The organism is Haemophilus influenzae, assembly GCF_001457655.1.
GTDB lineage: Bacteria > Pseudomonadota > Gammaproteobacteria > Enterobacterales > Pasteurellaceae > Haemophilus > Haemophilus influenzae.
In genome coordinates this window covers 1,329,139-1,354,989 of sequence record NZ_LN831035.1, presented here as the reverse complement: position 1 = coordinate 1,354,989, position 25,851 = coordinate 1,329,139, and the positions used below count along the sequence as shown (strand labels likewise).

General features: G+C 39.9%; 34 protein-coding genes, 1 tRNA gene, 1 other RNA gene and 3 pseudogenes. 4 read left to right on the top strand and 35 right to left on the bottom strand.

Translation table 11 applies throughout. From position 1 onward, the window contains the following. The 3 genes from nusA to AT683_RS06690 all read right to left on the bottom strand — a co-directional run bounded on the left by nusA (window position 1) and on the right by AT683_RS06690 (window position 2,259). A complete protein-coding gene (gene nusA, locus AT683_RS06700; RefSeq protein WP_005631625.1) occupies window positions 1-1,488 on the bottom strand; it encodes a transcription termination factor NusA in 1,488 nt (495 codons plus the stop codon). A gap of 16 nt (window positions 1,489-1,504) precedes the next feature. Next, entirely contained in the window at window positions 1,505-1,960 is a 456-nt protein-coding gene (gene rimP, locus AT683_RS06695; protein WP_038441101.1) for a ribosome maturation factor RimP, read from the bottom strand. A 222-nt stretch (window positions 1,961-2,182) separates the two neighbouring features. Then, window positions 2,183-2,259 (bottom strand) — tRNA-Met (locus AT683_RS06690). A gap of 428 nt (window positions 2,260-2,687) precedes the next feature. Between AT683_RS06690 and ssrA the strand changes: the two genes are divergently transcribed. Next, window positions 2,688-3,053: a transfer-messenger RNA gene (ssrA, locus tag AT683_RS09450) on the top strand. A gap of 568 nt (window positions 3,054-3,621) precedes the next feature. Here the strand turns inward: ssrA and AT683_RS06685 are convergent. From AT683_RS06685 to AT683_RS06610, 17 genes and pseudogenes are all read right to left on the bottom strand, one after another. Continuing rightward, on the bottom strand, window positions 3,622-4,386 hold the full coding sequence (locus AT683_RS06685) for a hypothetical protein (protein ID WP_011272664.1): 765 nt from the start codon (window positions 4,384-4,386) through the stop codon (window positions 3,622-3,624). 3 nt (window positions 4,387-4,389) lie between these two features. After that, window positions 4,390-4,917 (bottom strand): hypothetical protein, encoded by a 528-nt coding sequence (locus AT683_RS06680; protein ID WP_011272665.1) that lies wholly within the window; start codon window positions 4,915-4,917, stop codon window positions 4,390-4,392. 9 nt (window positions 4,918-4,926) lie between these two features. Continuing rightward, a complete protein-coding gene (locus tag AT683_RS06675) occupies window positions 4,927-6,099 on the bottom strand; it encodes a hypothetical protein (protein ID WP_227990537.1) in 1,173 nt (390 codons plus the stop codon). Then, window positions 6,083-6,451 (bottom strand): hypothetical protein, encoded by a 369-nt coding sequence (locus tag AT683_RS06670; protein WP_005642880.1) that lies wholly within the window; start codon window positions 6,449-6,451, stop codon window positions 6,083-6,085. The genes AT683_RS06675 and AT683_RS06670 overlap by 17 nt, the downstream gene beginning before the upstream one ends. A gap of 13 nt (window positions 6,452-6,464) precedes the next feature. After that, window positions 6,465-7,286 (bottom strand): hypothetical protein, encoded by an 822-nt coding sequence (locus AT683_RS06665; RefSeq protein WP_011272667.1) that lies wholly within the window; start codon window positions 7,284-7,286, stop codon window positions 6,465-6,467. A 56-nt stretch (window positions 7,287-7,342) separates the two neighbouring features. Further along, entirely contained in the window at window positions 7,343-7,846 is a 504-nt protein-coding gene (locus AT683_RS06660) for a hypothetical protein (protein WP_011272668.1), read from the bottom strand. Continuing rightward, entirely contained in the window at window positions 7,843-8,445 is a 603-nt protein-coding gene (locus AT683_RS06655) for a hypothetical protein (RefSeq protein ID WP_058222215.1), read from the bottom strand. Before AT683_RS06655 ends, AT683_RS06660 begins: the two co-directional genes overlap by 4 nt. An 11-nt stretch (window positions 8,446-8,456) precedes the next feature. Beyond that, window positions 8,457-10,979, bottom strand: coding sequence for a phage tail-collar fiber domain-containing protein (locus AT683_RS06650; protein ID WP_058222214.1), 2,523 nt, complete (start codon window positions 10,977-10,979; stop codon window positions 8,457-8,459). An 8-nt stretch (window positions 10,980-10,987) separates the two neighbouring features. Then, window positions 10,988-11,524, bottom strand: a complete 537-nt coding sequence (locus AT683_RS06645; protein WP_011272671.1) for a phage tail protein I — start codon at window positions 11,522-11,524, stop codon at window positions 10,988-10,990. Continuing rightward, complete coding sequence (locus AT683_RS06640) at window positions 11,514-12,428, bottom strand: baseplate assembly protein (RefSeq protein WP_011272672.1); 915 nt, start codon at window positions 12,426-12,428, stop codon at window positions 11,514-11,516. The genes AT683_RS06645 and AT683_RS06640 overlap by 11 nt, the downstream gene beginning before the upstream one ends. After that, window positions 12,425-12,763, bottom strand: coding sequence for a GPW/gp25 family protein (locus AT683_RS06635; RefSeq protein ID WP_005633786.1), 339 nt, complete (start codon window positions 12,761-12,763; stop codon window positions 12,425-12,427). Before AT683_RS06635 ends, AT683_RS06640 begins: the two co-directional genes overlap by 4 nt. A 1-nt stretch (window position 12,764) precedes the next feature. Beyond that, complete coding sequence (locus AT683_RS06630) at window positions 12,765-13,364, bottom strand: phage baseplate assembly protein V (RefSeq protein ID WP_011272673.1); 600 nt, start codon at window positions 13,362-13,364, stop codon at window positions 12,765-12,767. A 103-nt stretch (window positions 13,365-13,467) separates the two neighbouring features. Next, the gene (locus tag AT683_RS06625) at window positions 13,468-13,896 is read right to left on the bottom strand and encodes a hypothetical protein (protein ID WP_005653088.1); all 429 of its coding nucleotides are present in this window, start codon (window positions 13,894-13,896) and stop codon (window positions 13,468-13,470) included. Window positions 13,897-13,904: 8 nt separating this feature from the next. Beyond that, the gene (locus AT683_RS06620) at window positions 13,905-14,462 is read right to left on the bottom strand and encodes a hypothetical protein (protein WP_011272674.1); all 558 of its coding nucleotides are present in this window, start codon (window positions 14,460-14,462) and stop codon (window positions 13,905-13,907) included. A gap of 97 nt (window positions 14,463-14,559) precedes the next feature. Beyond that, a complete protein-coding gene (locus AT683_RS06615) occupies window positions 14,560-15,012 on the bottom strand; it encodes a hypothetical protein (RefSeq protein WP_006995348.1) in 453 nt (150 codons plus the stop codon). Further along, the gene (locus AT683_RS09695) at window positions 14,990-15,157 is read right to left on the bottom strand and encodes a hypothetical protein (protein ID WP_162836930.1); all 168 of its coding nucleotides are present in this window, start codon (window positions 15,155-15,157) and stop codon (window positions 14,990-14,992) included. Before AT683_RS09695 ends, AT683_RS06615 begins: the two co-directional genes overlap by 23 nt. 76 nt (window positions 15,158-15,233) lie before the next feature. After that, window positions 15,234-18,041: pseudogene (locus AT683_RS06610) on the bottom strand (phage tail tape measure protein). Between the two features lie 68 nt (window positions 18,042-18,109). Between AT683_RS06610 and AT683_RS06605 the strand changes: the two are divergent. Continuing rightward, window positions 18,110-18,370 carry a hypothetical protein gene (locus AT683_RS06605; protein WP_042593957.1) on the top strand — a complete coding sequence of 87 codons (261 nt, stop codon included), beginning with the start codon at window positions 18,110-18,112 and terminating at the stop codon, window positions 18,368-18,370. Here the strand turns inward: AT683_RS06605 and AT683_RS09445 are convergent. Continuing rightward, window positions 18,348-18,491 (bottom strand): annotated as a pseudogene (locus AT683_RS09445) (phage virion morphogenesis family protein); the annotation flags it as partial. The gene AT683_RS06605 and the pseudogene AT683_RS09445 overlap by 23 nt on opposite strands. A 105-nt stretch (window positions 18,492-18,596) precedes the next feature. Between AT683_RS09445 and AT683_RS06600 the strand changes: the two are divergent. Continuing rightward, window positions 18,597-18,935 (top strand): hypothetical protein, encoded by a 339-nt coding sequence (locus AT683_RS06600; protein ID WP_011272678.1) that lies wholly within the window; start codon window positions 18,597-18,599, stop codon window positions 18,933-18,935. 10 nt (window positions 18,936-18,945) lie between these two features. Here the strand turns inward: AT683_RS06600 and AT683_RS06595 are convergent. Next, a pseudogene (locus AT683_RS06595) lies at window positions 18,946-19,098 on the bottom strand (phage virion morphogenesis family protein); the annotation flags it as partial. Between the two features lie 133 nt (window positions 19,099-19,231). Here AT683_RS06595 and AT683_RS06590 point away from each other — a divergent pair. After that, a complete protein-coding gene (locus AT683_RS06590; protein ID WP_005653079.1) occupies window positions 19,232-19,579 on the top strand; it encodes a hypothetical protein in 348 nt (115 codons plus the stop codon). Here AT683_RS06590 and AT683_RS06585 read toward each other — a convergent pair whose 3' ends face one another. The 13 genes from AT683_RS06585 to AT683_RS06530 all read right to left on the bottom strand — a co-directional run bounded on the left by AT683_RS06585 (window position 19,580) and on the right by AT683_RS06530 (window position 25,753). Next, entirely contained in the window at window positions 19,580-20,041 is a 462-nt protein-coding gene (locus tag AT683_RS06585; RefSeq protein ID WP_011272680.1) for a phage virion morphogenesis protein, read from the bottom strand. It lies immediately after the preceding gene. Next, window positions 20,041-20,511, bottom strand: a complete 471-nt coding sequence (locus tag AT683_RS06580; protein ID WP_038441089.1) for a phage tail protein — start codon at window positions 20,509-20,511, stop codon at window positions 20,041-20,043. Before AT683_RS06580 ends, AT683_RS06585 begins: the two co-directional genes overlap by 1 nt. Continuing rightward, window positions 20,477-20,740, bottom strand: a complete 264-nt coding sequence (locus AT683_RS06575) for a hypothetical protein (protein ID WP_038441087.1) — start codon at window positions 20,738-20,740, stop codon at window positions 20,477-20,479. The genes AT683_RS06580 and AT683_RS06575 overlap by 35 nt, the downstream gene beginning before the upstream one ends. Beyond that, window positions 20,737-20,952 (bottom strand): TraR/DksA family transcriptional regulator, encoded by a 216-nt coding sequence (locus AT683_RS06570; RefSeq protein WP_005672208.1) that lies wholly within the window; start codon window positions 20,950-20,952, stop codon window positions 20,737-20,739. The genes AT683_RS06575 and AT683_RS06570 overlap by 4 nt, the downstream gene beginning before the upstream one ends. Further along, window positions 20,949-21,212, bottom strand: coding sequence for an Rz1-like lysis system protein LysC (gene lysC, locus AT683_RS09790; RefSeq protein WP_075913141.1), 264 nt, complete (start codon window positions 21,210-21,212; stop codon window positions 20,949-20,951). Before lysC ends, AT683_RS06570 begins: the two co-directional genes overlap by 4 nt. Then, window positions 21,127-21,477, bottom strand: coding sequence for a chemotaxis protein (locus AT683_RS06565; protein ID WP_011272684.1), 351 nt, complete (start codon window positions 21,475-21,477; stop codon window positions 21,127-21,129). Before AT683_RS06565 ends, lysC begins: the two co-directional genes overlap by 86 nt. After that, window positions 21,462-21,980: a lysozyme gene (locus tag AT683_RS06560; RefSeq protein ID WP_005668462.1), complete on the bottom strand. Its 519-nt coding sequence runs from the start codon at window positions 21,978-21,980 to the stop codon at window positions 21,462-21,464. The genes AT683_RS06565 and AT683_RS06560 overlap by 16 nt, the downstream gene beginning before the upstream one ends. Continuing rightward, complete coding sequence (locus tag AT683_RS06555; protein WP_005668464.1) at window positions 21,973-22,194, bottom strand: phage holin; 222 nt, start codon at window positions 22,192-22,194, stop codon at window positions 21,973-21,975. Before AT683_RS06555 ends, AT683_RS06560 begins: the two co-directional genes overlap by 8 nt. Before the next feature lies 1 nt (window position 22,195). Beyond that, window positions 22,196-22,405, bottom strand: coding sequence for a tail protein X (locus AT683_RS06550; RefSeq protein WP_005668467.1), 210 nt, complete (start codon window positions 22,403-22,405; stop codon window positions 22,196-22,198). After that, window positions 22,405-22,911: a head completion/stabilization protein gene (locus AT683_RS06545; RefSeq protein ID WP_005668469.1), complete on the bottom strand. Its 507-nt coding sequence runs from the start codon at window positions 22,909-22,911 to the stop codon at window positions 22,405-22,407. The genes AT683_RS06550 and AT683_RS06545 overlap by 1 nt, the downstream gene beginning before the upstream one ends. 293 nt (window positions 22,912-23,204) lie before the next feature. Continuing rightward, a complete protein-coding gene (gene gpM, locus AT683_RS06540) occupies window positions 23,205-23,855 on the bottom strand; it encodes a phage terminase small subunit (RefSeq protein WP_011272685.1) in 651 nt (216 codons plus the stop codon). Between the two features lie 11 nt (window positions 23,856-23,866). Beyond that, entirely contained in the window at window positions 23,867-24,916 is a 1,050-nt protein-coding gene (locus AT683_RS06535; RefSeq protein WP_058222213.1) for a phage major capsid protein, P2 family, read from the bottom strand. A 21-nt stretch (window positions 24,917-24,937) separates the two neighbouring features. After that, on the bottom strand, window positions 24,938-25,753 hold the full coding sequence (locus AT683_RS06530; RefSeq protein WP_058222212.1) for a GPO family capsid scaffolding protein: 816 nt from the start codon (window positions 25,751-25,753) through the stop codon (window positions 24,938-24,940). Between the last annotated feature and the right edge of the window lie 98 nt (window positions 25,754-25,851).

The following is a 25,851-nucleotide window of genomic DNA, read 5'->3' as shown; positions in this document are numbered from 1 at the left end:
TTATTCTTCGCCAAACCAACAAATATTACGTGCAGCCATAATTAAATCTGCGGCCTGTTCTGCGGTTAATTCTTCAATATCAGTTAAATCATCAACGCCTTGTTCTGCGAGTTCTTCAAGGGTGGTAATTTGTTTTTCTGCTAGTTTGATTGCAACGTGACGATTCATTCCCTCTAAATTCAATAAACGATCTTCAACATTCGCTTTTTTCAGTGCTTCTTCTTCAGCTACTGCTGCGGCTGTAATCGCATTTTTAGCACGAGTTTGAAGCTCTTCAACAAGATCTTCATCTTCCAAACCATCAATTGCTGTCAATTCATTCATTGGCACATAAGCAATTTCTTCTAAACTTGTGAATCCTTCTTCTACAAGGATTTGTGCAAATTCTTCATCAAGTTCTAATGCGTTAATAAATAAATTTAACACTTTATTATCTTCTGCTTGATGCTTAGCATTTAACTCATCAGTCGTCATTACGTTTAGTGTCCAACCCGTTAATTGTGTTGCTAAACGCACGTTTTGACCATTACGACCAATGGCTTGAGCAAGATTATCAGCTTCAACAGCAATATCCATAGAATGATTATCTTCATCAACGATAATAGAAGAAACATCCGCAGGTGCCATTGCATTGATCACAAATTGTGCTGGATTATCATCCCAAAGCACGATATCTACACGCTCACCGCCAAGTTCATTCGTAATTGCCTGAACACGCGCACCACGCATTCCTACACAAGCACCAACAGGATCGATACGTTTATCATTTGATTTTACCGCGATTTTAGCACGAGAACCCGCATCACGAGCTGCACCACGAATTTCAATCATTTCTTCGCCAATTTCAGGCACTTCAATACGGAATAATTCGATCAACATTTCTGGTTTAGAACGTGTCACAAATAATTGTGCAGTTTTGCCTTCAGGATTTACTTTATAAAGCACCCCACGAACACGATCTCCCGGACGGAAGTTTTCACGTGGTAACATATCTTCACGTGCAATCATCGCTTCCGCTTTATTGCCAAGGTCTAAAATAATACTGTCTCGACTTACTTTTTTTACGGTGCCTGTTACAATTTTTCCTTCTTCTTCACGAAATTGTTCAACCACTTTTGCACGTTCAGCTTCACGAATTTTAGTGCTAATAACTTGACGTGCCGTTTGCATTGCAATACGGTCAAATGCAATAGATTCAATTTGATCTTCCACATACTCTCCAAGTTGCAAATTTGGATCATCAAATTGCGCCGCTTCCAAAGTAATTTCCTTCGTTGGTACTTTTACTTCATCTACGACTAACCAACGGCGAAAAGTATCAAATTCTCCTGTTTTGGGATTAATTGAAACGCGAATATCCGTTTCATATTCAAACTTCTTCTTAGTAGAGATCGCAATCGCACTCTCTAATGCTTCAAAAATTTTCTCACGTGGTAATAATTTTTCATTGGATACAGCTTCCGCCGCCAGTAAAATTTCTTTACTCATTTCTCTTTTTCTCCTTTTAAAATTTTGCAACAACATTCGCTTTTTGAATGTTTCCGAAGACTAAAATTTGTTCTTGATCATCAACGATTAAAGTAATCATATCCTTTTCAATACGTTCTAACTGACCTTGCCATTTACGGCGTTCCATCACTGGAATTCGCAAATGCACAGCGATATCTTGCCCAATATAGCGTTCAAATTGCGGCAAGGTAAATAGCGGACGATCTAAACCTGGTGACGACACTTCTAGATTGTATTTATCCGCAATTGGATCTTCCACGTCTAAAATTGCGCTCACTTGACGACTTACATCAGCACAATCATCAACCGTCACACCACTATCTTTATCTATAAATAAACGCACAGTCATAAAACGCCCCGTGCGCTGACACTCAATCCCCCACAATTCACAGCCTAAATCTTCTACTGCATCTTGTAGCATTTCTTGTAAATTTTGTTCTAATGTAGCCAATTTCTACTCCTATATAAGGTGCAATTCATCGCACTATATCATAACCTTATGAAACCTTATTCTAAACAATACTTATCTCCTCTATTTTAGTAATAGTAAGAAGATAGTTTATTAAATCTCAGGCATAAAAAAAGGGTTAGGTTCATAAGAACCTAAGCCCAGTTACTAAATTTCTTATAGAAAAAAACCCCAAAACTGGGGTTCTTTTACTGAACTTATTATTGGTTGCGGGGGCTGGATTTGAACCAACGACCTTCGGGTTATGAGCCCGACGAGCTACCAAGCTGCTCCACCCCGCGTCCGAAATATGTGCTACATTATAGTGATAAAAATTTAATATGCAAGAAATTTTATAAAATCATTGATGATAAATACTAGAATAAGATAACATTTTCCAAAAAGTTTAGGAGCTAATTATAGCATATATGCTGTGTTATATTTTTAGGAATTCGTAAATATCTTTAATTTTGCCATAATTTACAAATCTATAGCTCCTATCATCAAAAATAAAGCGTGAAATAATGCCAATTAATTAACGCCATTATCAAGCCTCCCGTCCATAAAAAATCAATGATCGTCTCCAATCAATTTAGAGATGAATTGTTAATAAGGTAATAAGCCAATAATAAATAGACAATATTTAAGGTTATTCTAGCTTTCATACAAAAATTCAATCAATCTCGACTTTCCCTAGCTTTCTTTTTTTGCTAGACTAACACGCAATTTTGGGGCTGATTCTGGATTCGACGGGATTAGCGAAGCCCAAGGTGCACGTCGAGGTGCGGTAGGCCTCGTAAATAAACCGCAAAAAAATAGTCGCAAACGACGAACAATACGCTTTAGCAGCTTAATAACCTGCATTTAGCCTTCGCGCTCCAGCTTCCGCTCGTAAGACGGGGATAACGCGGAGTCAAACCAAAACGAGATCGTGTGGAAGCCACCGTTTGAGGATCGAAGCACTAAATTGAATCAAACTAGCTTAAGTTTAGCGTGTCTGTCCGCATGCTTAAGTGAAATTAAAGACGAGACTAAACGTGTAGTACTGAAGGTAGAGTAATTTCGGACGGGGGTTCAACTCCCCCCAGCTCCACCAAATTTTAAATAACATCGCCATAACAACACCAATAAAAACAATACCTTAGAGGAAATTCACTAACGGCGATATAACTAAATAATAACTTAAAATGATCCGTGAATGAGCCGCGGGCTGTTCTATTCCCTAAGTATTAAATTTCTTGGTAAGAATAATGCGTGAGGCAAAATCATAGGAGAATCTATGAAAACCCTATATTTTTGTTCCCTTGATGGGAATCCAAGAAAAGTATTTCAATCAGAAGAATTAGCTAAACAATGGAAAGAACAGGGGTAACTTTATTTTTCAAGCGAAGTTGTATATGACGAATCAAACAACATTGTGAAAATTGATAATCAGGATTTTATAGACTTTGTTGAAAATTGTTCTGATGAACAGGGAATAGAAGAGTTTGAGCGAGCAAAAGCAATTGTGGAAAAAGACTTCGCTTTTGTAACTGTAACGGACGATTAGATGCGTTAGAATTAATTCAAGTAAACATTAACTTTACTGTTAAACAAGCAAAAGAAGGCGGGGCTAAAACCTCGCCTTTTGCTTTTATTGAAATGCGAAAATCTGACCGCACTTTTTAGAATGTTCGCGGAATGAAAGTTGATGATTGATACTGTGTACGTTTTTGCGCCCAGTCTTTAGCATCCGCTGACGCTTTGGAAAACTGCAAACGAGCGGCATCTTCACTTTTCTGTCTTGCAATATCTGCCGCCTGTTGTGGAGTGAGATTATTTACATCAATCATATTGCGCACAGGAGGAGCGACAGAAGATTTAACATCCTCAGCTACCGTTTCGCGCTCCACTGGTTTCGGATTGTACAAATCCATATTACCACCACCAGTCATATAAAGCGCTTGTCCCATCTGGCCAGCCCCCTTAAATGCAGCGATTGTATCAGGGCGTTTAAGATAATTCTCGCGTTCAGCAGAAACAGCATTGATTCTTGCTGCAATCGCATTTTGTTGCTCTTTATCTTCTGTTGCGGACAATTTTTCTTGCAAGGAATGTAATTGGCTATCATAAATACCAAGCGTTTGAGTTGCGCCAAGAAGATTTTTTTGCGCTTCTGATTCACCACCATGAGAATAACGTGCTGAAATTCGAGCTTTTGCAGCCGCCGCTGAAATTTCATTACGGGTTCTATGATCTTCAAGCTCAAACTCGTGCTTGTATTTTTTATCAAGCAATTCACTATCAAAAGCACGTTGTTTGTCGGCTTCTGCCGTTTTCCAATCTAACAACTTTTGAGTTTCTTCATCTTTCCACCCTTGCTCAACATTTTTGACAATACCAGTTCCCAATCCTTGTGTCATCGCACCTAAAATTCCACCCCATCCCATAAATTATGCCCCTTGTTGCATTGGTTTTGATTGACCGTTTTGCACTTGCGCACGACGTTGGCTTTCCATTTCAGATACTTTGTTGATCATATCAACGTATTGCTGTTCTTCTTCCTGAGGTAACGCACCGTGCGTTGCTTCGCCAAATTGCTCAAGCGCATTCATTAAAATATCAATCAATACATCATCAATTTGCTCTTCTGGCACACCAACTTGCTGTAATAATTGCATAGCTAAATCTTTAGCGACTTGCATCATCACTTGCGGCGGAATAGTTTTTCCATTTTGTTGCGCGGCCTGAAGATTTGAAATCATTGCTTTTGCGACTAAATCGGCAATACCTTCTTCGGGACCTTTTTCTTGAATACGTTGTTGCGCAACATTTGCGATAGCATTAATGGAATTTTGCATCAACATTTGATACATCTGCGCCATACTTCCCTGTTGTTGTGAACCCTGTGGATTTTCGACCGCACTTTGTTCTGTTGTCTGCGGTTGTGATTGTTGTGTCATTGAATCTAAAATGCCCATGAATTTCTCCTATGATACGATGATATTTGCCCAATAATTTCTTAGGTTAGGAACGTCACTCGTTTTGACCTGTTTATCAGGATCTATATTTTGCATACGATTATGCATAGTGTTCAGTATGCCTTTTGGTTGTGTATTGTCACTGCGTAAATCACGCCCAGCCATAAATTCCTTATAGGCTTGACGTTCTTTTTCAGCTAATTCATTTTGTTGTGCGATGTGGTTATTTAATGCGTTAGAGTTAAGCGTCTCTGTTAAATCACGTAATGATTTTGTCATCGTGTCTTTTTTGTTGATCGCTTTACCTAATAAACCAATCCCAGACCCTAGCATTGCACCAGGAGGCCCTAAAGCAGATAAACCGACTTGTGCAGCTGTAATACCTCTATCAATCCATTTATCGTTCGTTTCATATTTTTCCCGAGCATTCTTATAGGACTTATTGATGAAATCTACTCTTGTATCGTAATACGCTTTCCCCTCTGGAGTGAGGCTATCATAATACGCTTGCTCTTGGTTGCTTTTGAATTGTCGAGATAAATCCCCAACGTGGGAAAGCCCAAAATTTGCCGCACTTTCAGCAATTTTGCCAACTGGCGTTGTTGCTGCCCCGCCCACCCCACTAAAAACGCCTCCTACAGCACGACCAATTAAGTTCAATTCTTCGCCCCGTTTAATACGGTCGTAACTATTGATGTCCGCCCGTTCTCGAACGGATGAATATTGGGGATCGCTTGACCATACATCGCCGTTATTTAATGTCATTGAACCACGTATGTTTCTATCAAATATAGAAGGAGTGCGTTCAGAATAAGGCGCATTGGAGTAACTTTTTCCAAACAAACCGCCAGTGAGTGTTTTCTGATCTTTTTCAGGAACGGCGGCGCTCATTTGCCCATTAGAAAGTGAATGATATTTTTCACTAATTGTTCGGCTAATTGCGCTATGACCACCGCTCCAACTAGAGTTATTTCTTCGCTCATTAAATGCATCAGTATAGACTTTGTCTTTTCCGTATCTAGATTTGTGGTCATTCCATCTATCTGACGTACTACGATAACTATCACTACTGTTATCTTCTCGCCAACCACCTCCACCGGAAAAGGATGAATCAGAATCACTAGCTCGCTCATAGCCAGCTTTTTCCATTGACTCACCAAAACTATCATGCAACTCTGCCATTGTTAGCCCCTTTAGTTTCAGAACGTTTCTTCATTTCAGTCAAAATACCGCCATTTGCCAATCCAGGAGAATCATCCACTGTCAAACTTTTATACGACCAATCCGCATCTGGTACGGCTGAATATTTTGATTTCATCTGATCTTGCAGATTTAATAACTCACGTTGCTGATTGATCAAATCTTTACCAGCTTGTTTTTGCGCAAAGTAACCACCAGCACCAGCAATAACATTACCGATAATATTACTTGCTGCTTTATGGTTGTCCATCCAATCCATTGCACTTCCAGCTGTTTCCCCCAGCCATTTACCAGCGCCACTAATTGCATCCCATGCACCATCCCAAAACGCCATAACCTTTCTCCTCTTAACTAATTTGAATTGACGGAACACCTAAGCTAGGAAATGACGACCAGTTTTGTTGCGTGGTCGGAATTCCCTGCATAAACTTACTCATAAATTGAATCTCTGAATCTCGACTTGCTTTTAGCTGCTCAATAGCCTTTGTTTTATCCTCAGCTTTCATATTCGAGTTATTCAAGATCGTGGCTATTTGCGCATCAAAGTTATTGGTGATTTGCATGGTGAAATCAATGGATTTACCAATAGTGTTCGCCGCCACTTGTGCATTTAAGTTCTTCATCTCATTTTGATGATTCAAATTCGCCATATCTTTTTGTTGTTGCCGTTCAAGTGCGGCTTGAGACGCAGTGAATTGATTTTGTGCCTGATTTAATCGACTTTGATTGCTATAAGCTAAATCAGATTGTAATTGCGCCATTCCACGCTGATGACCGCGTTCTAATTCTGCCTGCGATGCGGTGAATTGATTTTGTTGCTGATTGAGCTTACTTTGGTTTTGGAAATTTAAATCAGCTTGTAAGCGAGTTTGTTTTTCCGCAAACGCATTTTGCGTATCTTGGCTTGCAATTGGTATTGCCGCATCAAGCATTGCACGTTGAGCAGATTCCACACCAATGGTTGAATTTTGCAAGCCGCGATTAGCTGCCATACGTTCTCCTTTAGCAGCCGCGCTATTCATTAAAAGTGAATTGCTATTTAATAAATTAGAGACATTACCTGCCATTGTCTGTGATGTATCTTTTGTCGGAGATTGAGTGGAAATTGTTGGGGCTTGCGGTGTTTTAGTTTTATTCACCGCATCCGTCATAGAACCTAGAATTGACATATATTCTCCTAAAAAAAAAAGACCGCTTATTTCGCAGCCTCTTGTTGAAAATTTATTTAATTATTACTTACGGTGGTAAAAGCAACAGCAAGCTGATTCGGACTAAACCGCCAGCCTTCATTGCTATTTTTAATGCAATTAAAACACCATTCACTGCAAAAATATTTTGATCGTTTTTGTTTGATGCCGAGCACAATCCCGACAGCACCCCACCAGTCGTATTTACAGCCCAAAGTGCGGTCAAAATAGGCTTTGATTTGTGCTTCGGTTACACCGTCGAGCGGAATTAAATCCCATTTTTCTCTATCATAAACATCAATTTGCTTGCAACGTACGCCACCGTCTCGAATTGAAGACGAATAACACTCGTACATCACTTCTGTTTCATAGTGATGCCCACTGACAAATACTTCTTTCATTACTGCAATTTCACAATGCGAATACACGCCTTTTGTCAATTTACGAGTGAGCCAGTCACTCAAACGTGCCAAAAGTGCGTTCGGGTTTTTACCCGTTTTTTTACCTTTGTATAATGCGAGATAGATTTTAGTGCCTATCATTGTTGTGCCTCCGCTAGTTGTCGCATTTTTGAAACAATATCGTCATGAATGTTTTTCAGTTCTTCATCACTCAACGCCTCATGCTTTAACTCATACTTACGCATTCTTTGCACTGCTAATTGTTGTTGCAATGCACGTAATCTTTCTGCTTGCTGAAGAATCAAAAGTGACGCAGACTGATTATCAAGACCTGCAACCGTTGCAAAACTGCTGATATAAACGCTTACTTCTCCAGCAAAATTTGCTTCTTTAAAGGCAATAGCGGCAGCTTCTCGCTCCTTATACTCTTCGGCAAACCTTATCCATCTAGAACTGATGTTCGCCGCTGTATCATCAATGCTATCAACTAGATTTTTAATGAGTTCACGCTTAATTTCAGTTTTCTTTTTTTCATCGACAATCCAGCTGTTTCCGTTCCATTTGTGTAATTCTGTTGGTTGTCTATCAACTAGAATGTATTGACTTTTAAAATTAATAAGTTGTTTAGTCTCAAGCTCTGATTCGTTTTCTACTTCCATTTCCACAAAATCATTTAAGTTTTGCGGAATAGGGAAAATTTGATAACTATTCAAATTTTCTTTTAAAAAATAGACTTTCATTTAACGCTCCTTTATCGGATATCGATACGTTTTACAAAATAACCAGAAAGGTCTACAATATTTATTGTTGTACCGTTTCCATCAACAGACACAGAGAATGTATCGACTTCTACATGACTTACCGCATAATTTCTCGAGTTGTATGCAGTTACTTTACGAATAGTCTGCCAATAAGATACGCCGCCTCTTTTACCTTCAATTTCTGCACCCACTTCAAAACTGACAAGTTCAATATTGTTATTATCATCAAGACTGTGGCCTGATGATGACTGAAGATACAAAATAAGTGTTTTACCAAAACACTTTTCTGAAATATCAATACGCCCAGAACTTACATTACCTTGCCACACTGTTTTTAATGTACTAATTTGAGATAAACTCTCTTTCGCCTGCAAAAATTGCTGATTTATATCAGATTTTGCAGTGTTTATTTCTCGTAAAGTATATTGTTTATTTTCTTCTATTTCTTGGTCAACCCTCGCAGATAACGCTTGCATATTTTGTGCAAGTGTACCCGCATCTAAAGCCCCAACATTTTCAACAACACCGAATGCTTTAACCCAAAATTGCACGTCATCAAATGTGTTTTTTGCTTTTATACAAAGTTTGAGAATAAGCGATTTAGGGCGAGTTTCATCTCCACCTGTTGCCATCGGGGTATCTAAAAGCGGATGCATAAATCCATTATCACTGAGATTATCATCGGTTGTAGTTGCAGTGCGTAATCGTGAATCTATAACAGTTTTCGTTTTGTCATAAAAAATACTACTATCAGATGAATCAGCCCAGTGTGTTCTCACTCTGTGAACGTGCTTTTTAATCTCGTCACTTTGTGTCTGACCGATATTTAACCCATTCCCTGTATTTCTAATAAATCGGTCTTCCGCAAGTGGCACATTTGAAATAGAACCATATTTACCGACCAAGTGACGATATAACTCAGGGTAACGTTGCTCGGTAACTTGTGTGGCAATCTCGTCAAAGGCAATCCAGCCTGCAGGGATATTATCCACGGCAAAATAAGCCGTCATCCCCACATCGCTACGGGTTAAATCAGGGAGTTTGTTGCTGTTGCCCAAAGTGCGGTATAAATCGGGAAAGGTTTGTTGGCTGAATGTTGAACCATCAGCACGTAAAAAACCAACGGGATTGGTTACCGCACGAGGGAATGATACAACTGCACCAATAGGCACGCCGTCGCCGCCTGCATCTTTCCATTCTGACCAACTTGAACCATTAAAAAAGCGTGTTTTGATTTTGTTATCATTCGCTTTACGTGCAATTTGACGCACCGCATTTGTTGCCCCACCGCTAACTACTTCAATATGCCATTCCCCATTTTCGGGTAGATTTTGACCGCTTGCTAAGTAATAATTGCCATCGGTTTTATAGCCATTGGCATCGCCCTGCCCTTGTTCTACTTTAAAATTCCCAATACCATAGCCTGCAAGTGTATTAGGCTTGCCTTCAATATCCGTATTAAATTGGGGTTTTGCCCCAGCGTGGTAGATTTTTTGGCGTTTGTAGGTTAAATCGCCGTTAGCGTGCATACGAAGCGTGCCAATCTCTCGGTTGCTTGATTTATATTCGAACCAGCAATCGCCATTGTTTGCCCCGATATTTAAATAGTCTCCGCGTGAAGCATAATGCTGGCTGTCTGAAATACGGATATTTCTTTTTGCCACAATACGATTTTCAAAGGATTTCTCGCCATTAATGCTTTCGTTACCATTTAAACCAACCTTTCCATCTGCGGTAGTTTTGGCTTCTACTGCTTTGTCATAGGCGGTTTTGGCTGCTTTACTTGTCGCTACGTTATCTTCGCTTTCGCTATTTACTGCAGAGGATTTTTTGCTGTTTTGGATGTAATTTTGCGAGACATTTAACTGTAATTGTGTTGTTTGTTGAGCGAGTTTTTTCCCTGCTTTTGCGGTGAGTGCAAGAGATTCACTTTCAAGCCCTGTGTCGTTGGTGAGTTGGACTATACCTTGTTGTGTGGTGCTTGCCTTGGCTATTTGGTGGCTGTGTCCGCTTTCATTAAATCCATTTTGCGTTGTGGCAGTAATGGTTTTTGGTGTCATTTGTTGTCGGGTGACAAAAATCACACTGTTATCAATAGATAATGTCACCGCACTAGAAGATTCTACTTTTAAGATCATCCGCAATACTTGGACTTTACCACTTCCGCTACTTTCTGTCGGTTTAAAACTTTCAGGACAGTTTGCGTAGGCAATGAGTTTGTTTTGTGCGTCAAATACGCCCATTTCTCTTATGTAAAAACCGCCGATATTTTCAGGGATGGTTAATTCAACGATGACTTGTTTATTATTGCGAGGGTCGAGAGAGACGGCACTGACAGGTGCAATGTGCGTTTGATGTACGAGAGCTGTTGCGTTCGCCGTTGGTGTGACCGCTTTCCCATTGCCATCACCCACTGCAAATTGGGTGAGCTGTAACGGTTGCCCTTGGCTTAATGCGTGAGCGATAGCACGTGTTCCGTAGTCGGTTAAGATTGCAAAATATTGTGATGCCATAAATATTCCTATTGTGGATATACCGTGATGATTTCGCCCCATTGCTGACCAACAAAGGCACAAAGTGACCCTGTTGGGGAGAGGGCGATAGCGAGCTGATTGAGATGTCTTGAGACGGGTTTAACATCATTAATCAGTCGCACTAGTTCGTTATAGGTTTGTTCATTCAAGCCACTTTCAGACACTTCTACGGTTAGGCTAAATGTTCCTGGTGTGCCTTGCGGATTTGTTTGAAACCATTCTTTCAGTTCAATAAGATAGCCTATTGGCTCAACCACACGCTTTACTGCGCCAATCGTGCCTTTGTGTTTGTGTACAAAATAAGACTGTTTAATCGCAATGCGTTTAACTTCTTCTGTCCAGTTTTCATCCCATTTATCCACTGAAAACGCCCAAGCTAAATAAGGCAGTAATTCGGTGGGACAACGTTCAGGGTTGATTAAATCTGCAATAACAATGGGATTTTCTACCGCACTTTTTAGAATTTCTGCCGCACGTTTTTCTAATGGAGTTGCGCCTATCGGCAGTAAATGATTAGTAATCATCACTTGTCACTATCTCCAAATTAATTGCCGTGCAGTAGGCTGATTTTGAGCTTGGTAGCACAAGGTCGGCGGTAGGTGAGATAAGCTCTACTCGTTGTACACCTTCCAAGTGTAATGCGGCATAAATACCCGATAGGCTAATATCTCGCCCTAAACGGTGTTTTTCTTCGGTGTAAGTGGTCAATTTTTTTAGAGCTGCAGCTTTGATTGGCTCGTATTCAGGGCCACGATAAAGATGTAATTTGGCGCGGATTTCGTAGGATTGGATCACCGCACTTTGGACAATAACGCGGTCGCCAATAGGGCGAATGTCATCATCATTAAGTTTGGCTCTAACTACATTTAAAAGGTTTTCGTTTGTTTCACCTTGTCCATTACGGCTTAAAATCGTGACGGTGACATTGGCTGGCTGTGGTGATACCACAGACACATCTGCAACATCAGGGTGTGCAGAGAGTGCGTGGAAGATATAAGCAGAGCGAGGACCCGCCACAGAAAGCCCCTCAAAGGCTAATTGCGTGCGCAATCTTAATGAGGTGTCATCTTCTAAAATTTCGGGGATTTTAGGCGTAACATTATTATTCGCCTCTTGAATGACTTGTCTTTTCACATTGTAATTGGCGGCAATCACATCTAAATCTGAACCGCTGGCATAGGCTAACATTGTGGCTTTTGCCGCATTGTTGATGCGGTTTCTTTCCATCAACTGTAAGTAAACCACTTCTTGTAATAATTTCGTGATGGGCTCACTTTCTAAACTTAATCGTGCTTGCCAAAATGCCCTTTCATCTTGTGGGAAAAGTGCGATAAATTCCGCTTTTCTGTCTGCGAGCAAACTTTCAAAATCTAAATCTTCTAGCACTTTTGGTGCATCTAGTTTTGATAAATCGACTAATTCGCTCATTGTTTATGTCCTAAAAATAGTTTTTCGTTGTGCATTTCTTGGTTATCTTTACGACTGCGTGCGACATAACTTGCCACAATGCCACCTTCAACCAATTCAGGTTTAAATTGTGTGATCTGTACTCGAGGTTCCCAACGATTAATCGCAGTGACGGCACAAGCCGCCAGTTGTAATAACAATGTGTGGCTAATTGGGCGGTCTATTAGCATTGGGATTAAACTGCCATATTCACGCCGCTGAATTCGTGAACCAACTGGCGTTAGCAAAATATCGGCGATGGATTGTTTAATGTGGTCGCTTTCGTTTTTTAATGTTTCGCCAGTGTATCGATTCATACTATGCCTTTGCGTTAGAGGTTCGTTGGCCATCGCCTTGTTCAAGGTGGACGTGGTTTTGTAAACTAATTGAGCCACCTTTAATATCACCGCTTGCGGTCACGCTGCCTTGCGTGCTGATATTGCCTTTTGTGGTGCTTGTGCCTGTGGTTGATAAAGAGCCGTCAATATTCACATTACCTTTGATATTGATAGCGGGGCAGTCAATATCAATTTGATTAGCGGCAGTAATACTGGCGGTTTTGATACCTGTCACAACCAATGCACCACTTGATTGGTTGTAAGTGATTTTGGCACCGTCAGCAAATTCAATGACGTGTTCGTCGGGCGATTGGCTTGGGCTATTTTGTGTGTAAAGCCCAACTAATATGCAGGCAGTAGTAAATTCACCGCTAACGGATAACATCACACATTGTTCGCCTACCGTCGGCGGCGACCAAGTTTTGGTTGTACCCGCTCGAAATGTAACGAAGGGTAAAAAATCCGTCAGAATGTCACCGCTCTTTACGCGAGCTCGTGCAGTGGCGTGATTCACTTCAGCGATTACCCCAAAGCGGATAATGTTGTCTAGTTTTCGTTGTAATTCAGCAGACATAGGCATTCACAGTTAAAGAAAATGCCTTATTGTTGGCAATATTGTGCGGTGTGGCGAGTGTGGGAGTGTGTGGAATAGTAGGTAACAAAAAAGGGCTTTCGCCCTTTGATTATGCTCTGTCAATGATTGGGTTTGGAGTGTCCCATTCGCGTGGGAACGGTTCGTGTTGTGGAGAAAAAGCGATAATCACGATATGTTCATCTGATATTTTTTGATAATGAATTACAGGTCCTGATGTTTCTCCATTCAAATTTATTTTTAGCCCACTCATAGGACAATATCTAGATCCTTTATTGTAAGGGCCGCAGTGATAATGCCATATTTCGTTTTGTTGATAAACCTCTGTATTTGGAATGTCATTGAGATTATCATCAAGCCAAGATGGTTTATTTTTACCTCTTAATAGTTTCCCTTGTTTAATGGATTGCATAAAATCAAAGATGAGCTGCAATTCTTCATCTGACATGGCTTGAATGTCTTTAAAAAAGGGCGTGTTTAAACGCCCTTCTTGAAATTGTTTCGATAACTCAATCTTCATTTGTTATCCTACATCATCACTGCTTTTTTAAAATCATCAAAAGAATGTGATGATTTGTAGGTGTACCCTGCATCTTCAGATTTGCGATAAAGGCGTGATAACACTACTTCATCTGATTGTTGCTTGTATTTTTCTGATTTCATCATATTGCAAAGCGTGTGCATTTTATTGCTGAATGATTGTAGCGTTGTTGATAATTCTGGAGTTTTATTATTGACCATAATATTGTTAGCTAGATCATCATATTTATTAATTTTGCTTTCTAGTCTCAGAACGTCACTTAAATCAATATAGCTTAATGATTCTGCCGTAATTGACGCAATAACAAAATCAGTGATAGCAGAAACAGCTTTCACCATATCAATAATCTTTTCTATGTCTTGTTGATTGATCGATTTATTTTCATCTGTTTGAACACTGAAAATATTGACTGTGTGTGTAGTGTGACGAACAGGATGATTTATCGCCAATGGCGCAATAAATAACGCAGACATTGCCACGGTTTTTAATTGCTTAAAAATTGGCGCAAAACTTTCAAAAATAGGATTTAATGATAGATTTGTCATAAGTCACCAAAGAATAAAAGTTTGCGAAGTTTACAACTTTTTGAAGAAATATAAAACTATTTTCTACAATGTGCAACAAAAAAGGGCTTTCGCCCTTTTATTTTTTATTACCTAATTGAATAAAATCATCAATACGTTTACGAATATCTTTCATTCGTTGTTGAATGAATTTTTCTTCTTTTGTCCCGAATAAGGTATCATGATCAACCATAAAACGAACCGACACTGTGGTTTGTTCTGGGTTATCTTCATAATTAAATGTTAGCACCACAAGAGGATCATTTTCTTCATAACTTAATCTAGCGTGATATAAACCAATATAATAAGGCGATGCACCATAGGCTAAACTGCTGTCTTTTGCACGTCCGAATAGACGGTCTTTATTTTCAACATAAACTTCAACAAATTCTTGTTGCTGCCATAATGCGATTAATTCAGCGAGATTAGTCGAATGTTTATCAATATCTTGTTCTGTAAATCCCAATGCAAGACTGATTTGCGTAAAAAGATGATGGATTTCGACAAATTTAATATGTTTGCGTTCTAGCATTTAATTGTGTGGCTCTAAGTTGTGCTTTTAAAATAGTTTGAACATTTGCCTTGATTTCTTTGGCATTGTCACCCTTCACACGTTCGCCTTTTATTTGCGATGTGCGGTCAATAATTTCACGAATAAAAGGTGCATTTTCGTTCATTGATACCCTCCTATTTTTCGCCGATCCTAGCACTTCTGTTTACAATAAACAACAAAAAAGGGCTTTCGCCCTTTTATTATGCTCTGTCCCACATTGAACTTCTTGCTCTGGCTTGGCGTTGGTTTTCAATGCGTTGTATTTGTTTTGCCACTTGTTGTGCAATGGCTCGTTCGTCCATGCCTTGTGCGGCATTGATGGTGATATTTACGCTCATTGGTTGGCTGGTTTGCGTCATCATTGGACGAGCAAAAATTGGTGCACGAGTATCAACTTGCACAGGGGCGGCAGTTGCAACGCTGATCCCCAATCCGCCCGCAATAAGTGCTCGTTTGCCGTAATTAAGGGCGTTGAGCGTATTTACACCAAGGCGTGATGTGGCTTCTTTGGTCATCACGTATTCGCCACCGTGGACAATGCCCATGGGTTCATATTTGCCACCGTTTCCAGTGTAGCCGCCTGACCAATTTTGACTCGGTAATTTTTTGCCATTTGAACCAAAGCCAGTGAAATCCTTAAATGATTCCCAAGCACTTCCTGCCGTTTCTTTTATTGATTGCCAAGCACTTCCTGCCGTTTCTTTTGTTGATTGCCAAGCGTTGCTCGAAGTGTTTTTTGTTCTTTCCCATGCACTAGATACACTATTTTTAATTCCCTCCCAACTTGGCATATTTTCAGAAATCCACTTGATACCATCCATTAATCTTGTTAATGGGGTCAGAATAAACTCAATCGCTTTCGCCATTCCATTTCCGAATCTTTCCCCTGCACTGACTGCAGCATCTAAATCTTCTTTGGTACTTTGTACTGGAGACAATAAATCAGTAAACCATTTCACCGCTTTTTCAATCCAACCGACGACAACACCAAATGCGGTGCCTAGCGGTTGGAATTTTTCAAGGACGGGGGCGAGACCTGATTTTAAACCCTCCCAAAAACCGCCAAAAAAGGCTTTAATAGGTTGCCAGAATTTATAAATTAATGCAGCAACGGACAATAAAGCTATCCCTAGTGGACTGATAGCCAGTGCAATTAATTTTAGCGGAGAAAGTAATCCTCTTAATATTAGCCGCCCTGCAGATGATAAATGTCCTGAAAATTTAGGAATAATTACGTTTAATTTGGATAAGCCTAAAAATAGCCGTGCGGCTGGGTAAAGTATAAAACTTAAAGCAAGGCTTAATGCACCTAATAGACTTAAACTTCCCCCGATTGCAACTGCTGTTTTTGCTATAGTAGAGGTTAATTTAGGATGTTCATCAATCCATGTCTCGATTTTATCAAGCAAATTGCCAACCCCGTCCATTAAGCTAGTCATCGAATCTTTTAAACTGGCTCCTACAGAACTATTTACGTTGAATAAACGATTTTTAAATAATTGCCATTTTGCTGATAAAGTAGTCATTCTGGTTTGAAATTCCCTAGCCATACTATTTTTAGCTTCTTCGCTATTTGCCAGTTCAATTTGTCTGCGCCATTCTTCGGTATTGGCAACAAGCCCTGCTAATTGGGTATTATAATTTCCGCCTGCAATATCGCTAATTACGCCAGCCTGTAAATGTTTAGGCAATTTTTTTATTTTTTCAACAATCATCATTAATGTGCCTTGGGCATCTTTTACCATTGCTTTTTGAATCGCTTTTGGATCTAAACCTAACGCTTTTAGTCCGTTATTAACGGGTTTCATTCTAGTGGCTTTACTTAGACGGTTGAACGTACTTTCGATTGCTTTGGCTGATGTACTGGCTTCGTTTCCTGCCGTTAATAAAGTTGAACCAAGTGCAGCAAGATTCTTTTCACTAATTTTGACTAAATTACCAATTCCTGATGTGTTATTTAGGAAATTAATAATATCTGTCCCCTTTGAAATGGCATTATCATCTAAATAGTTAATAGTATCGGCTAGCTCTTTGGCATCTTTGGTGGTTAATTTAAAGTTTTTCTGTACTTTACCAAATAACTCTACTAATTCATCGGGGTTTTCTGCATCAAATGCTGTTGCCATTTGGGTATTTAAGCGAATAAAATCTTCTAATTCATTTTCCTGAATATCCATTCTCGCTGCAGCAGTAACCATGTCACCAATTTGATTTGTGGTAAGAGGTAATTCAGTTGAAAGCTATTTAATCTTGTTTTTCCATTCATCGTATTTAGGGGTAAATTGCCCAAATTTGTCTTTTAGCCCTGGAACTTGGCGAGCAACCCCCGCCATAACATCTTCAAACGACATAAAATCTCGAATGGAATTGACAATTGGTGCAGTCATTGTTGTACCTGCAGCTGTTGCCTGTGCACCAATGATTTGTGCTTTACCACTGATATCTTTAAGTTTCTCAACTTGCCCACGGTATTGATTATAAGCGGCTTGTTTTGCGTTGAGTTTTTTCAATGCGGCTTCTTGATTTTTAATTTGATCCGTCGCACTTTTGGTGTTTTTCTGTAGTTCCCTTTGCTTTTGCGCGAGTTTTTCTGCAGAAATGCCTGATTTTGCTAATTCTTGGCGTGCTTGCTGTAATTTATTTGCTGCATCAATTTGTTCTTGCTTGAGTTTTTTTACCGCACTTTTTGCTTTCTCTACTTCCTTTTGAAATCCTGCAGTAGGATGTTGAGCGTTCTTCATATATTGAGCATAAGATGCGGCTTTTTGTTTTGCTTGCTCTAATTCTTGATTCAGCGAATCTAATTTTGATTTCAATGGGTTGATAGCAGAAGCATATTGTTTCATTGCAGCTTGATGCTGCTTATTTTGCTGATTTAGTTGTCGATGAATCGATTTGCTTTCTTTTAGTTTTGCCGATAGCTCATGAACGCTTTTAGATGCACTGCGAACTGGAGCAGATATTTTATCAATGGCATTTAATAAGACTGTAAGTTGTAAATTATTCATTTTTATTCACTTTCCTATTGACAAGATTAATTATTTAGCTCAATAATCGAGGAAGAAAAGGGGGAAATATGATTGCAATACTTTCATTATTTATTCTGTCTGTTGGCTTACTTGGGCTTGCAATTGGTTTTGGTGTAATTGCAGTGCCTTGGTTTGTTTCTCTGGTCATTGCTGCTCCAGCTATTTTCATTTATATGTTGATGATTGGCTCAGTATTGTGGCTTGTCGAAGTTAATTTTTTTCTCGGTATGGCTGCATTGGTTGTTTATGCCTATTGGATACACATCATTCGCAAACACCTCAAATCTAAAGGCTTAATTTCTCAATAATTAAATCTTCAATCATTTCTAAATCACTATTACTAAAGCCCAGTAATTCACGCTGGGCATATTGCACTTTGAAATCTTTATTGTTAGATGGTCGTGCCGTTAAACCGTATTGATGCACTGCGAACTGGAGCAGATATTTTATCAATGGCATTTAATAAGACTGTAAGCTCTAAATTTTTCATTTTTACCCACTTTTTCTTGACATTTTAGGAATAAGGAACAAATAATGAACAAACTTAACAGGGAGAGAACGATGGAAATTTTTGTTTTGCTCATTGGTTTGCCAATTATTGTTGGTTTACTTATTGCATTTGGTACTGCAGTATTAGCCGCATTTAGTTATATTTTTGTTGGCGCATTATCTTTAGCGATTAATTTCTGGTATATCACGTTAGCAGTAATGCTTGTTTTGCTTGCACCTCTTATTTATTTAAATAGTTGGTTATTTTGGATTTTGGCTGCACTCGTTATTTTCTTTACTGTTGCTTGGTTTTTTGGTGGCGATACCGAACAAATCAAAGCAGAAATTGAACGTAAACGTATTGCTAAAGAGCATAAATTGTAAATTAACCCAATTAAAATTCTTTACCCGCTATAGCTCTAAGCACAAATCTTTCAATCATTTCAATATCTTCTTCCGCAAAGCCCAGTAATTCACGCTGGGCATATTGCACTTTGAAATCTTTATTGTTAGATGGTCGTGCCGTTAAACCGTATTGATGCACTGCGAACTGGAGCAGACATTTTATCAAGGGCATTTAATAAGACGGTAAGTTGTAAATTATTCATTTTTTCGCCTTATTTTTATTGACAAATAAACGTATGATTGCTAATAATGAAGAAAGAGAATAAGGAGCGGATATGAAAAACAAAAGAACATCTCGCACGTTGATCATGCTAAACATTGCTATGTGGAGCCTTGTTATTATTTCCACCTGTTTACATTATCAATTTAATCCTTTTTCATTTATCTGGTTTGATGTTATCGCACCAGTTGGTCATTTTTTTGCAGTCGTTTTTTCTGCTTTATCTAGTTTTACTGTTTCAATGTATGAACTTTTTAAACCAGAAACATTTTGGGGGTGGGTATGGTTTGTAATGTTTGTCGTGCCAATCATTTGTTTGCCTCTTTATGTGGTTTTATTGGTATTGTTTGCTGGTAAACTTTCACATCATGATACGGTGGTTCCACCTTCTTATTTAAAGTAATTAGCTTTTGCTAATTTGTTCTATCACCAATTCATTCAGCATTGATAAATCCTGTTCTGAAATGCCCAATAGTTCCCGTTGGGCGTATCTCACTTTAAAATCCTTTTCTTTTGATGGTCGTGCCGTTAAACCATATTGATGCACTGCAGCAATGGCAGCACTTGAGCCATTAAACCCCACTGAAACTTCGTTACCATTTGACCGCACTTTTAAATGACGGGCGGTGCGGAGTTTGGCGAACATGGCTTTGCGTTTGATTCGCCCTTTCTTTTTGCCAAATTCTTTACGTGGTTTTCTCGGTTCAAAGGCTGAACCATCGGGATTTTGTTGGCGTGCAATTCGGTTCGATTGGCTTTTTCGTAAGGCTTGCCCGATTTTTCGCCCAAGCTGTCTGCGAGCCTGTGGAGAAAGATTGGCAATAAGTGCGGTCAATTTTGCCTGAACTTCTTCGACTGTTGCCATTAGACTGTATCCCCCTCAAAAATTGGCGAATCCCTGTTTTCCAAATAGACTTTTACTCGGTTTGGTTCATCCCATACGGGTTCTTTTGCGTAATGGATCTGCACGTTATTCCCGTCTTTTTTCGACACGACACGCTCAGTGAGTTGGATTTCAAAACTAATATCTGCGGTGTTGTTATTGTTGTAATCTATCTGGAATTTAAATGCGTTCTCTCGAATTTGTGGATTTTCTAATATTTCAGGTTGATTTGTGCGGAGGTAAGCCATCATTGGCACAATCAAGGTGGCAATATCGCCTGCATAATCAGTCACTACAACATTGAGTGTGTAACGATATTCAAAACTAAATGATGCGGCTCCCGTTGCGACGATTTGCCCACCGTCCACATAAAGTTGTAGATGGTCGGGATTTTTTACAAAATCGGGATGGCTTTGTTCAAGGATTTTGCGCAGTTGGTTGGGCTTTTTCATTTTGCGTATCTCTGCAAATTAATGGTCGGTTGTCTTTATCTACGGCAACAATCAAATGTCCAGTGTCCGTCATCAAATAGCCTACTTGATGAATGCATACTTCTGTTATTCTTCCGTCAGGATAATTTGAATATTTACCAAATGGACCATCTCTAAATGGCACGGTGTAGGTATTTGCTAAACAAGGCAATGCGGCAGCGATAGCAAGGAAAAGTGTGGTTCTTCTCATTTTCTGAAATTCCGTTGTTGTATTTCAAATCTTTGTTGGCAAGTCACGCAACGTGTTACGCCTTGAATCATTTGTCTGCGCTTTTCTGGGATGGGGGCATCACAATCTTCACAATAAAGGCGACTTACTGCTTTAAAAGTGCGGTGTTTTTTGAGGGCGATTTCGCGTTGCATTTCTTCAAGCTGTTGTGCTCGGTCGAATTGATCTGTCATGGCTGTTCCTTTTTATTAAATTCATCTATGCATTTTTTTAAACTTGAGTTCTCGATAATGCACAAATCAAGGTGGTGTTGTGTCTGTAAATAGGCTTCGGCTAATTCGCCATTGGTGCGAATTTGTGGCGAATACGCACTGCACTCTGTGGTTTGTGGACAAAGAATCGGTGATTTAATGACTTCCTGCTGAGTTGAGCACGCGTTTAACATCATCAGGCAAAGGGCGGTTAGCCCAATCTTGGTTTGATTTAAGTACATTTTTTAAATCCTGTGTTTGTTGATTTTGGTTTGCTTTGAGGTTGTTTACGGCTTGGATTAGCTGTGCTTGCTGTTCGGCAAAATTTTGAACGCTATGATTTAACTCAATGTAAGCGTTTTGCCATTTCAGTTTTAGCTGTTCTTCTTTGAGCATTTCTTTTCGCCAATAATTAGCCTTAAATCCCAGAAAAACAATGAGGAGTACAAGCAGTATTGGCCCGATAAGGAAAATGCCTCGTTCTTTGGCGGTTAAGAAATTAAACATAGGTTTTTCTCCTTTTGACGGCGTTCAATTAATCCTTTTAGCGGTTTTCCTGCTGCATAAATCCAACGTTCGAATTGACCGCACATGGCTTTGCTGTAGCCTTGGCGTGCCATTTTAAAAAGTGAGCTATTTTTTAATTTGCCGCATCCTACGTTAAAGGTGATGGAGACGAGGGCATCAAATGCACCTTGTGGCATGGTTTTCCCGTTGGCATATTGATTAACGCATTTTTCTGATTGTTTAATGCCTTTTACGTATAATTCGGCAATTTCTTGCAAGGTGTAAATTTTATTGCGGTCAATTTTTTCAACGGCATCGGTTATGCCTATGCCGACTGTTAAAACATCGGCAGGGCATTGATAGGGCTTTTTCATACAACCTTCTGCATTGCCAATCAGTAACAAGCCTTTTTCGGATGTTCGAATTTCATTTCCATGAGAGGCAATCACAAGTCCAACAACGGCGGATATGGCGCAGATGTATTTGGCGGAACGTTTAATCATGATGATGGATCCGTTGTTTGAGTTCTTTTTCTTTTAATTCAAAATCTTTTTTCTTGTAATACCAATTTACAAGAAAGGTGGCGACACCAATCACAATACCTGTAATCGATGCGACATCAGCCCAATTTACATTTGAGAACATATCGGCAATGCGTCCAATTAAGAAGGCGAATATTCCTGATGTGTAAGATGCTTTTGATGGTGCGTCGTGCATATCAGCTCCAAAGTTGAATTGTGTCATTTGCTACACTGATTTTTTCTGTATCGGCATCTGGCAATATGACAGGGGTACCAATGGGAATAATGGGCTTATCCATTAAATGCGGATTGAGTTCGCATGTTATTTCGAGCAAGCCTTCACTTCGTCCAAAATGTCGATAAAGAATGGCATCTAAATTGTCATTTTGTTGTGCGTAAACTTGCATTAGATTAACTCCGCATCGACGCGTTTTCTGCCCAATATGTCGCTAATCGCAAAGCGAGCATCACGACGTAATTCATCAATGCTGTCTTTGAGTTGCGCCATTTTCTTTTCGCCATCGTTAGTGCTGTCATAGCTTGCATAGCGTTCATAAAGGTTTGCCAGTGCCAAGCAACTTACCGCACGTTTATAGCGATAAATCAGTACGCTTTCGCCATTGATTGATGGGGCGATGATTTGTTCTAAACTGTCACGTTTGCTTTGCGTTTTAAACGTGGAGAGTTCGGCATTGACACTTGCCATGCCCTCAATTAAGGCATCTTGTAAACGTTGTGTAGTAATGGTGCCGTCTGCACGGTATTGATTACGAAATTGGGAAAGTGACATATCGGGGAAGAAACCATCATTACTGATAATGTCATCTGACGTATCGTAATCATTTAACTGTTGCTGCACTTCGCCCATTTCATAATCAGGGGCCAGTTTGACTGATATTGCGCCGTCGCTCATTGATTTACCCTTATAAAAAAAGTCGGGTGAGGATTAAATTAAGCACGGCCAATAAATCCGTCAGAATTTGACCGCACTTTTAATCCGCCCGACGGCTGCGTGGTTTGCTCGGTTTATATTCTTTCTTGTTTGTGCAAGAAAGAACCAAAGAACACACCCCGATTAAATCGCTTTTCTGCCCTTTGTTGTCATTTTCTTAACGGAAAATTTTTAACTCGCTACGCTCAAACAAGAAAAATTTTCCTAAAAATGCCAAGTCGGTCAGGCGATTTAGACGGGGCATTAAAACAACATCAACATTCAGTCGCTGATAATTGTTTTTTTAGTTTCTTGATGTCGCCTTTCACGCCAATTTTTTGATCTAAACCCAAAGCACGTTCTAAATATGCCAGTGCTTGCTCAGGGTGTTTTTCAACCAATAACAAACCCAATTCACGCAATAATCGCGCTCGGCTTTCATCTGGCATATCGCAATCGGCGGTGATGCGTTGGACTTGCTCTAAGTAAGCCACTTCGAACGGTTTATTGGCAGCTTGTGCGGCTTTGGCTTGGTCGGCAAATTCTTCTGCTAACAAGGTGCCAAGTGTTCGAGTGAATGGCTCGGGCAAGCGTAAATCATGAAATACGGCATAATCGGCAATTTGTAAGGCGAGATGATATTCGCCACAGTCAATCGCCCACACGCACCATGTCATCAAGACATTATCTTGTTTACCACTTCCGACCGATAACGCCCCTTCAATCCATGGTAGATAGTCAGGCAAAATTTGCTTTTTAAATGCGCCTTTGCGTTCCGTCGATTGGATGTTTTTCAAATCCTTTCGATGGCGAGCAAGAATACGGCACATTTTTTCATATTCCGTAAAGTCGCTTAGATCTTCGGTTTCTGCCGCATTAGCGATAGCGGCAGAAACTTCCAGAAAGTGGCGTTTAGTTGGGCGCATAATTGATTCCGTTATGCAGCCACTGGCGAAATAGGCGTAGGTGCTTCAAGAATGGTGATATTTTTCGCCATGGCGACTGCCTCGTAGTTTTCCACAACATAGGCTTCGTTTGACGATAAATAATCTTCCACACGATTGCGTTCTGGTACATCTTTTAAGTGACGACGTACTTTGCCTTCCTGCACGTAGATTGACAAGTTATCAAGCGATGTGACTAACACTGTGCCTTTCGGGAAGAATGGGACAGATACGGCTTGTAACCCACCCACACGTTTTTGGCTAATGACGGTATCGCCTGCCAAAATTTCGCTTGGTTTTTCTTGGTTGATTAATGGGAAGTATTTATCGGCTAATAAGTCGCTACCCATAATTGCAACCAGTTTTGTATCGTCACGGTATTGCGCTGGAATGAAATCTTCTTTTAATGCAAAGACAAGGGCATCAAGATTTTTATAGGTTTTACCTGCGCCGATTTCGATTTTGCCACTGCTTTCTTCAATTTCTTTTAACACACGGGCTTTGGCTTTATCTTCGATTTGGACTAACCAACCCTTATTCACATCTTGCAATAATGGATTTGAGGTACGGTTTGTGGTTGTTGCTGCACTTGTGCCATTCCAACCGATCATGATACGGTCTAATGCAATGCGTTCTGCTTTGAGTTTGCCCACACGTGCGGCAAAATCAGGGAATTTCGCCCAACTGTCTAAGGTTGGATAATTTAAATGTGTGTCAAAGTTGGTTTGTTCGCAAGAATAGGTGTTTTCTTGCAAGCTGTGAATGTCTGTGGTTTCACGTGCTTTTGTGTTGGTGTCGGTGCGACTTGCCACTGGTGAAAGCACACCTAAACGCAATGCAGAACCTTTCATTTCTTGCACCATCACGACATTGATGCGTTTCAAGAAATCAGAACTTTCAAGCACGGCATTTTCTAATTTTTGTTGAATAGTTGGCTCAACGGTAAACTGACCGCCATTCGCAACGAATGCCACATCTTCGCCGTTATCTTGTGCAACACCAGCAAGGTAAGCATTAAATTTTTGTTTGGTAAATTTATTCATTTGGTTTTTTCCTACGATAAATTAAAAGAAGCGGCCATCAGTTTCAGGTTGTTCACCGTAAACTAAAGGGCGAGGATTTTCGGGTTCAACAGGCTTTTGGAGTTCTGCGAACGTTGCTTGGATTTCTGCATTACTTGCTTTCATTTCTTCGATTTCGGCTTTTTGTTTGGCTAAATCGTCAGAAAGTGCGGTTAATTTTTCCAAGGTTTCTTTGGTTTGCTCGGCTAAAAGCTCAATGGCTTGTGTTTGATCAGAAAAGCGTTCATCGTCTGATTTTTCTTTTTTCGCAAACAAGCCTTTGATTTTTTCAAAGATGCTTTGTGTTTCTTCCACAAATTCCAATTCAGTTTCAACGGCTGCAGTGAAAATGTTATCGGCTTTTTCTTTGCGGTTGTTGAGAGGATTTGCGCTTGCACCGGCAGAAAATACCAACATTTCTGTGCCAAGACTTGCAGGATTGTCCGTTACAGCCAAACCGACTAAATAGGCTTCACCTGTGTCAGCAAAATTTGGATCGCACTCAATAGAGGTGTAGATTTTCTGACGGTCTTTATTGAGTTTGATTAAATCGTCCGTTGGGTCGATTTGAGCCAGTAATTGCAATTTACCTTCAGCATTTTCTTCCGTTTTTAAACCAATCACATCACCATAGCATTTTGAGTGCGGATCATCGTTCCACATATAACGCCATTTAATGTGTTCAAGATTAACGCGTGCACCGTATTTTTTAGGGTCATAATTTGCCGCCATTTGTTCAATCCAAGTGCGATTGATTGTGCGACCGTCTGTAGTTGCCCCTTCCGTTGCGACTACAAACCATTTTGAAGTTTTTGCCATTGCTTATCCTTTGTTTGGTTTGATTCAAAGATTGCCATTATTCTGAAAGGTTTAATTTTTGCGGTCTATGAGTTGCTTTTGTTGTATGCCGATTCACA

What these genes read in the sequence shown, in the direction of transcription:
- AT683_RS06605 (WP_042593957.1), top strand. Translation starts at nt 18,110, where the DNA reads ATGATTGCAATACTTTCATTATTTATTCTGTCTGTTGGCTTACTTGGG.
- AT683_RS09695 (WP_162836930.1), bottom strand. Translation starts at nt 15,157, where the DNA reads ATGAACGAAAATGCACCTTTTATTCGTGAAATTATTGACCGCACATCG.
- AT683_RS06675 (WP_227990537.1), bottom strand. Translation starts at nt 6,099, where the DNA reads ATGGCAGAGTTGCATGATAGTTTTGGTGAGTCAATGGAAAAAGCTGGC.
- AT683_RS06585 (WP_011272680.1), bottom strand. Translation starts at nt 20,041, where the DNA reads ATGGCAACAGTCGAAGAAGTTCAGGCAAAATTGACCGCACTTATTGCC.
- AT683_RS06665 (WP_011272667.1), bottom strand. Translation starts at nt 7,286, where the DNA reads ATGTCAATTCTAGGTTCTATGACGGATGCGGTGAATAAAACTAAAACA.
- AT683_RS06560 (WP_005668462.1), bottom strand. Translation starts at nt 21,980, where the DNA reads ATGATTAAACGTTCCGCCAAATACATCTGCGCCATATCCGCCGTTGTT.
- AT683_RS06625 (WP_005653088.1), bottom strand. Translation starts at nt 13,896, where the DNA reads ATGAAGATTGAGTTATCGAAACAATTTCAAGAAGGGCGTTTAAACACG.
- nusA (WP_005631625.1), bottom strand. Translation starts at nt 1,488, where the DNA reads ATGAGTAAAGAAATTTTACTGGCGGCGGAAGCTGTATCCAATGAAAAA.
- AT683_RS06555 (WP_005668464.1), bottom strand. Translation starts at nt 22,194, where the DNA reads ATGCACGACGCACCATCAAAAGCATCTTACACATCAGGAATATTCGCC.
- AT683_RS06600 (WP_011272678.1), top strand. Translation starts at nt 18,597, where the DNA reads ATGAACAAACTTAACAGGGAGAGAACGATGGAAATTTTTGTTTTGCTC.
- gpM (WP_011272685.1), bottom strand. Translation starts at nt 23,855, where the DNA reads ATGCGCCCAACTAAACGCCACTTTCTGGAAGTTTCTGCCGCTATCGCT.
- AT683_RS06640 (WP_011272672.1), bottom strand. Translation starts at nt 12,428, where the DNA reads ATGAGCGAATTAGTCGATTTATCAAAACTAGATGCACCAAAAGTGCTA.
- AT683_RS06545 (WP_005668469.1), bottom strand. Translation starts at nt 22,911, where the DNA reads ATGAGCGACGGCGCAATATCAGTCAAACTGGCCCCTGATTATGAAATG.
- lysC (WP_075913141.1), bottom strand. Translation starts at nt 21,212, where the DNA reads ATGTACTTAAATCAAACCAAGATTGGGCTAACCGCCCTTTGCCTGATG.
- AT683_RS06620 (WP_011272674.1), bottom strand. Translation starts at nt 14,462, where the DNA reads ATGACAAATCTATCATTAAATCCTATTTTTGAAAGTTTTGCGCCAATT.
- AT683_RS06680 (WP_011272665.1), bottom strand. Translation starts at nt 4,917, where the DNA reads ATGGGCATTTTAGATTCAATGACACAACAATCACAACCGCAGACAACA.
- AT683_RS06645 (WP_011272671.1), bottom strand. Translation starts at nt 11,524, where the DNA reads ATGATTACTAATCATTTACTGCCGATAGGCGCAACTCCATTAGAAAAA.
- AT683_RS06550 (WP_005668467.1), bottom strand. Translation starts at nt 22,405, where the DNA reads ATGCAAGTTTACGCACAACAAAATGACAATTTAGATGCCATTCTTTAT.
- AT683_RS06570 (WP_005672208.1), bottom strand. Translation starts at nt 20,952, where the DNA reads ATGACAGATCAATTCGACCGAGCACAACAGCTTGAAGAAATGCAACGC.
- AT683_RS06530 (WP_058222212.1), bottom strand. Translation starts at nt 25,753, where the DNA reads ATGGCAAAAACTTCAAAATGGTTTGTAGTCGCAACGGAAGGGGCAACT.
- AT683_RS06635 (WP_005633786.1), bottom strand. Translation starts at nt 12,763, where the DNA reads ATGAATCGATACACTGGCGAAACATTAAAAAACGAAAGCGACCACATT.
- AT683_RS06650 (WP_058222214.1), bottom strand. Translation starts at nt 10,979, where the DNA reads ATGGCATCACAATATTTTGCAATCTTAACCGACTACGGAACACGTGCT.
- AT683_RS06615 (WP_006995348.1), bottom strand. Translation starts at nt 15,012, where the DNA reads ATGCTAGAACGCAAACATATTAAATTTGTCGAAATCCATCATCTTTTT.
- AT683_RS06590 (WP_005653079.1), top strand. Translation starts at nt 19,232, where the DNA reads ATGAAAAACAAAAGAACATCTCGCACGTTGATCATGCTAAACATTGCT.
- AT683_RS06660 (WP_011272668.1), bottom strand. Translation starts at nt 7,846, where the DNA reads ATGATAGGCACTAAAATCTATCTCGCATTATACAAAGGTAAAAAAACG.
- AT683_RS06685 (WP_011272664.1), bottom strand. Translation starts at nt 4,386, where the DNA reads ATGGGATGGGGTGGAATTTTAGGTGCGATGACACAAGGATTGGGAACT.
- AT683_RS06670 (WP_005642880.1), bottom strand. Translation starts at nt 6,451, where the DNA reads ATGGCGTTTTGGGATGGTGCATGGGATGCAATTAGTGGCGCTGGTAAA.
- AT683_RS06535 (WP_058222213.1), bottom strand. Translation starts at nt 24,916, where the DNA reads ATGAATAAATTTACCAAACAAAAATTTAATGCTTACCTTGCTGGTGTT.
- AT683_RS06580 (WP_038441089.1), bottom strand. Translation starts at nt 20,511, where the DNA reads ATGAAAAAGCCCAACCAACTGCGCAAAATCCTTGAACAAAGCCATCCC.
- AT683_RS06575 (WP_038441087.1), bottom strand. Translation starts at nt 20,740, where the DNA reads ATGAGAAGAACCACACTTTTCCTTGCTATCGCTGCCGCATTGCCTTGT.
- AT683_RS06655 (WP_058222215.1), bottom strand. Translation starts at nt 8,445, where the DNA reads ATGAAAGTCTATTTTTTAAAAGAAAATTTGAATAGTTATCAAATTTTC.
- AT683_RS06630 (WP_011272673.1), bottom strand. Translation starts at nt 13,364, where the DNA reads ATGCCTATGTCTGCTGAATTACAACGAAAACTAGACAACATTATCCGC.
- AT683_RS06565 (WP_011272684.1), bottom strand. Translation starts at nt 21,477, where the DNA reads ATGTTTAATTTCTTAACCGCCAAAGAACGAGGCATTTTCCTTATCGGG.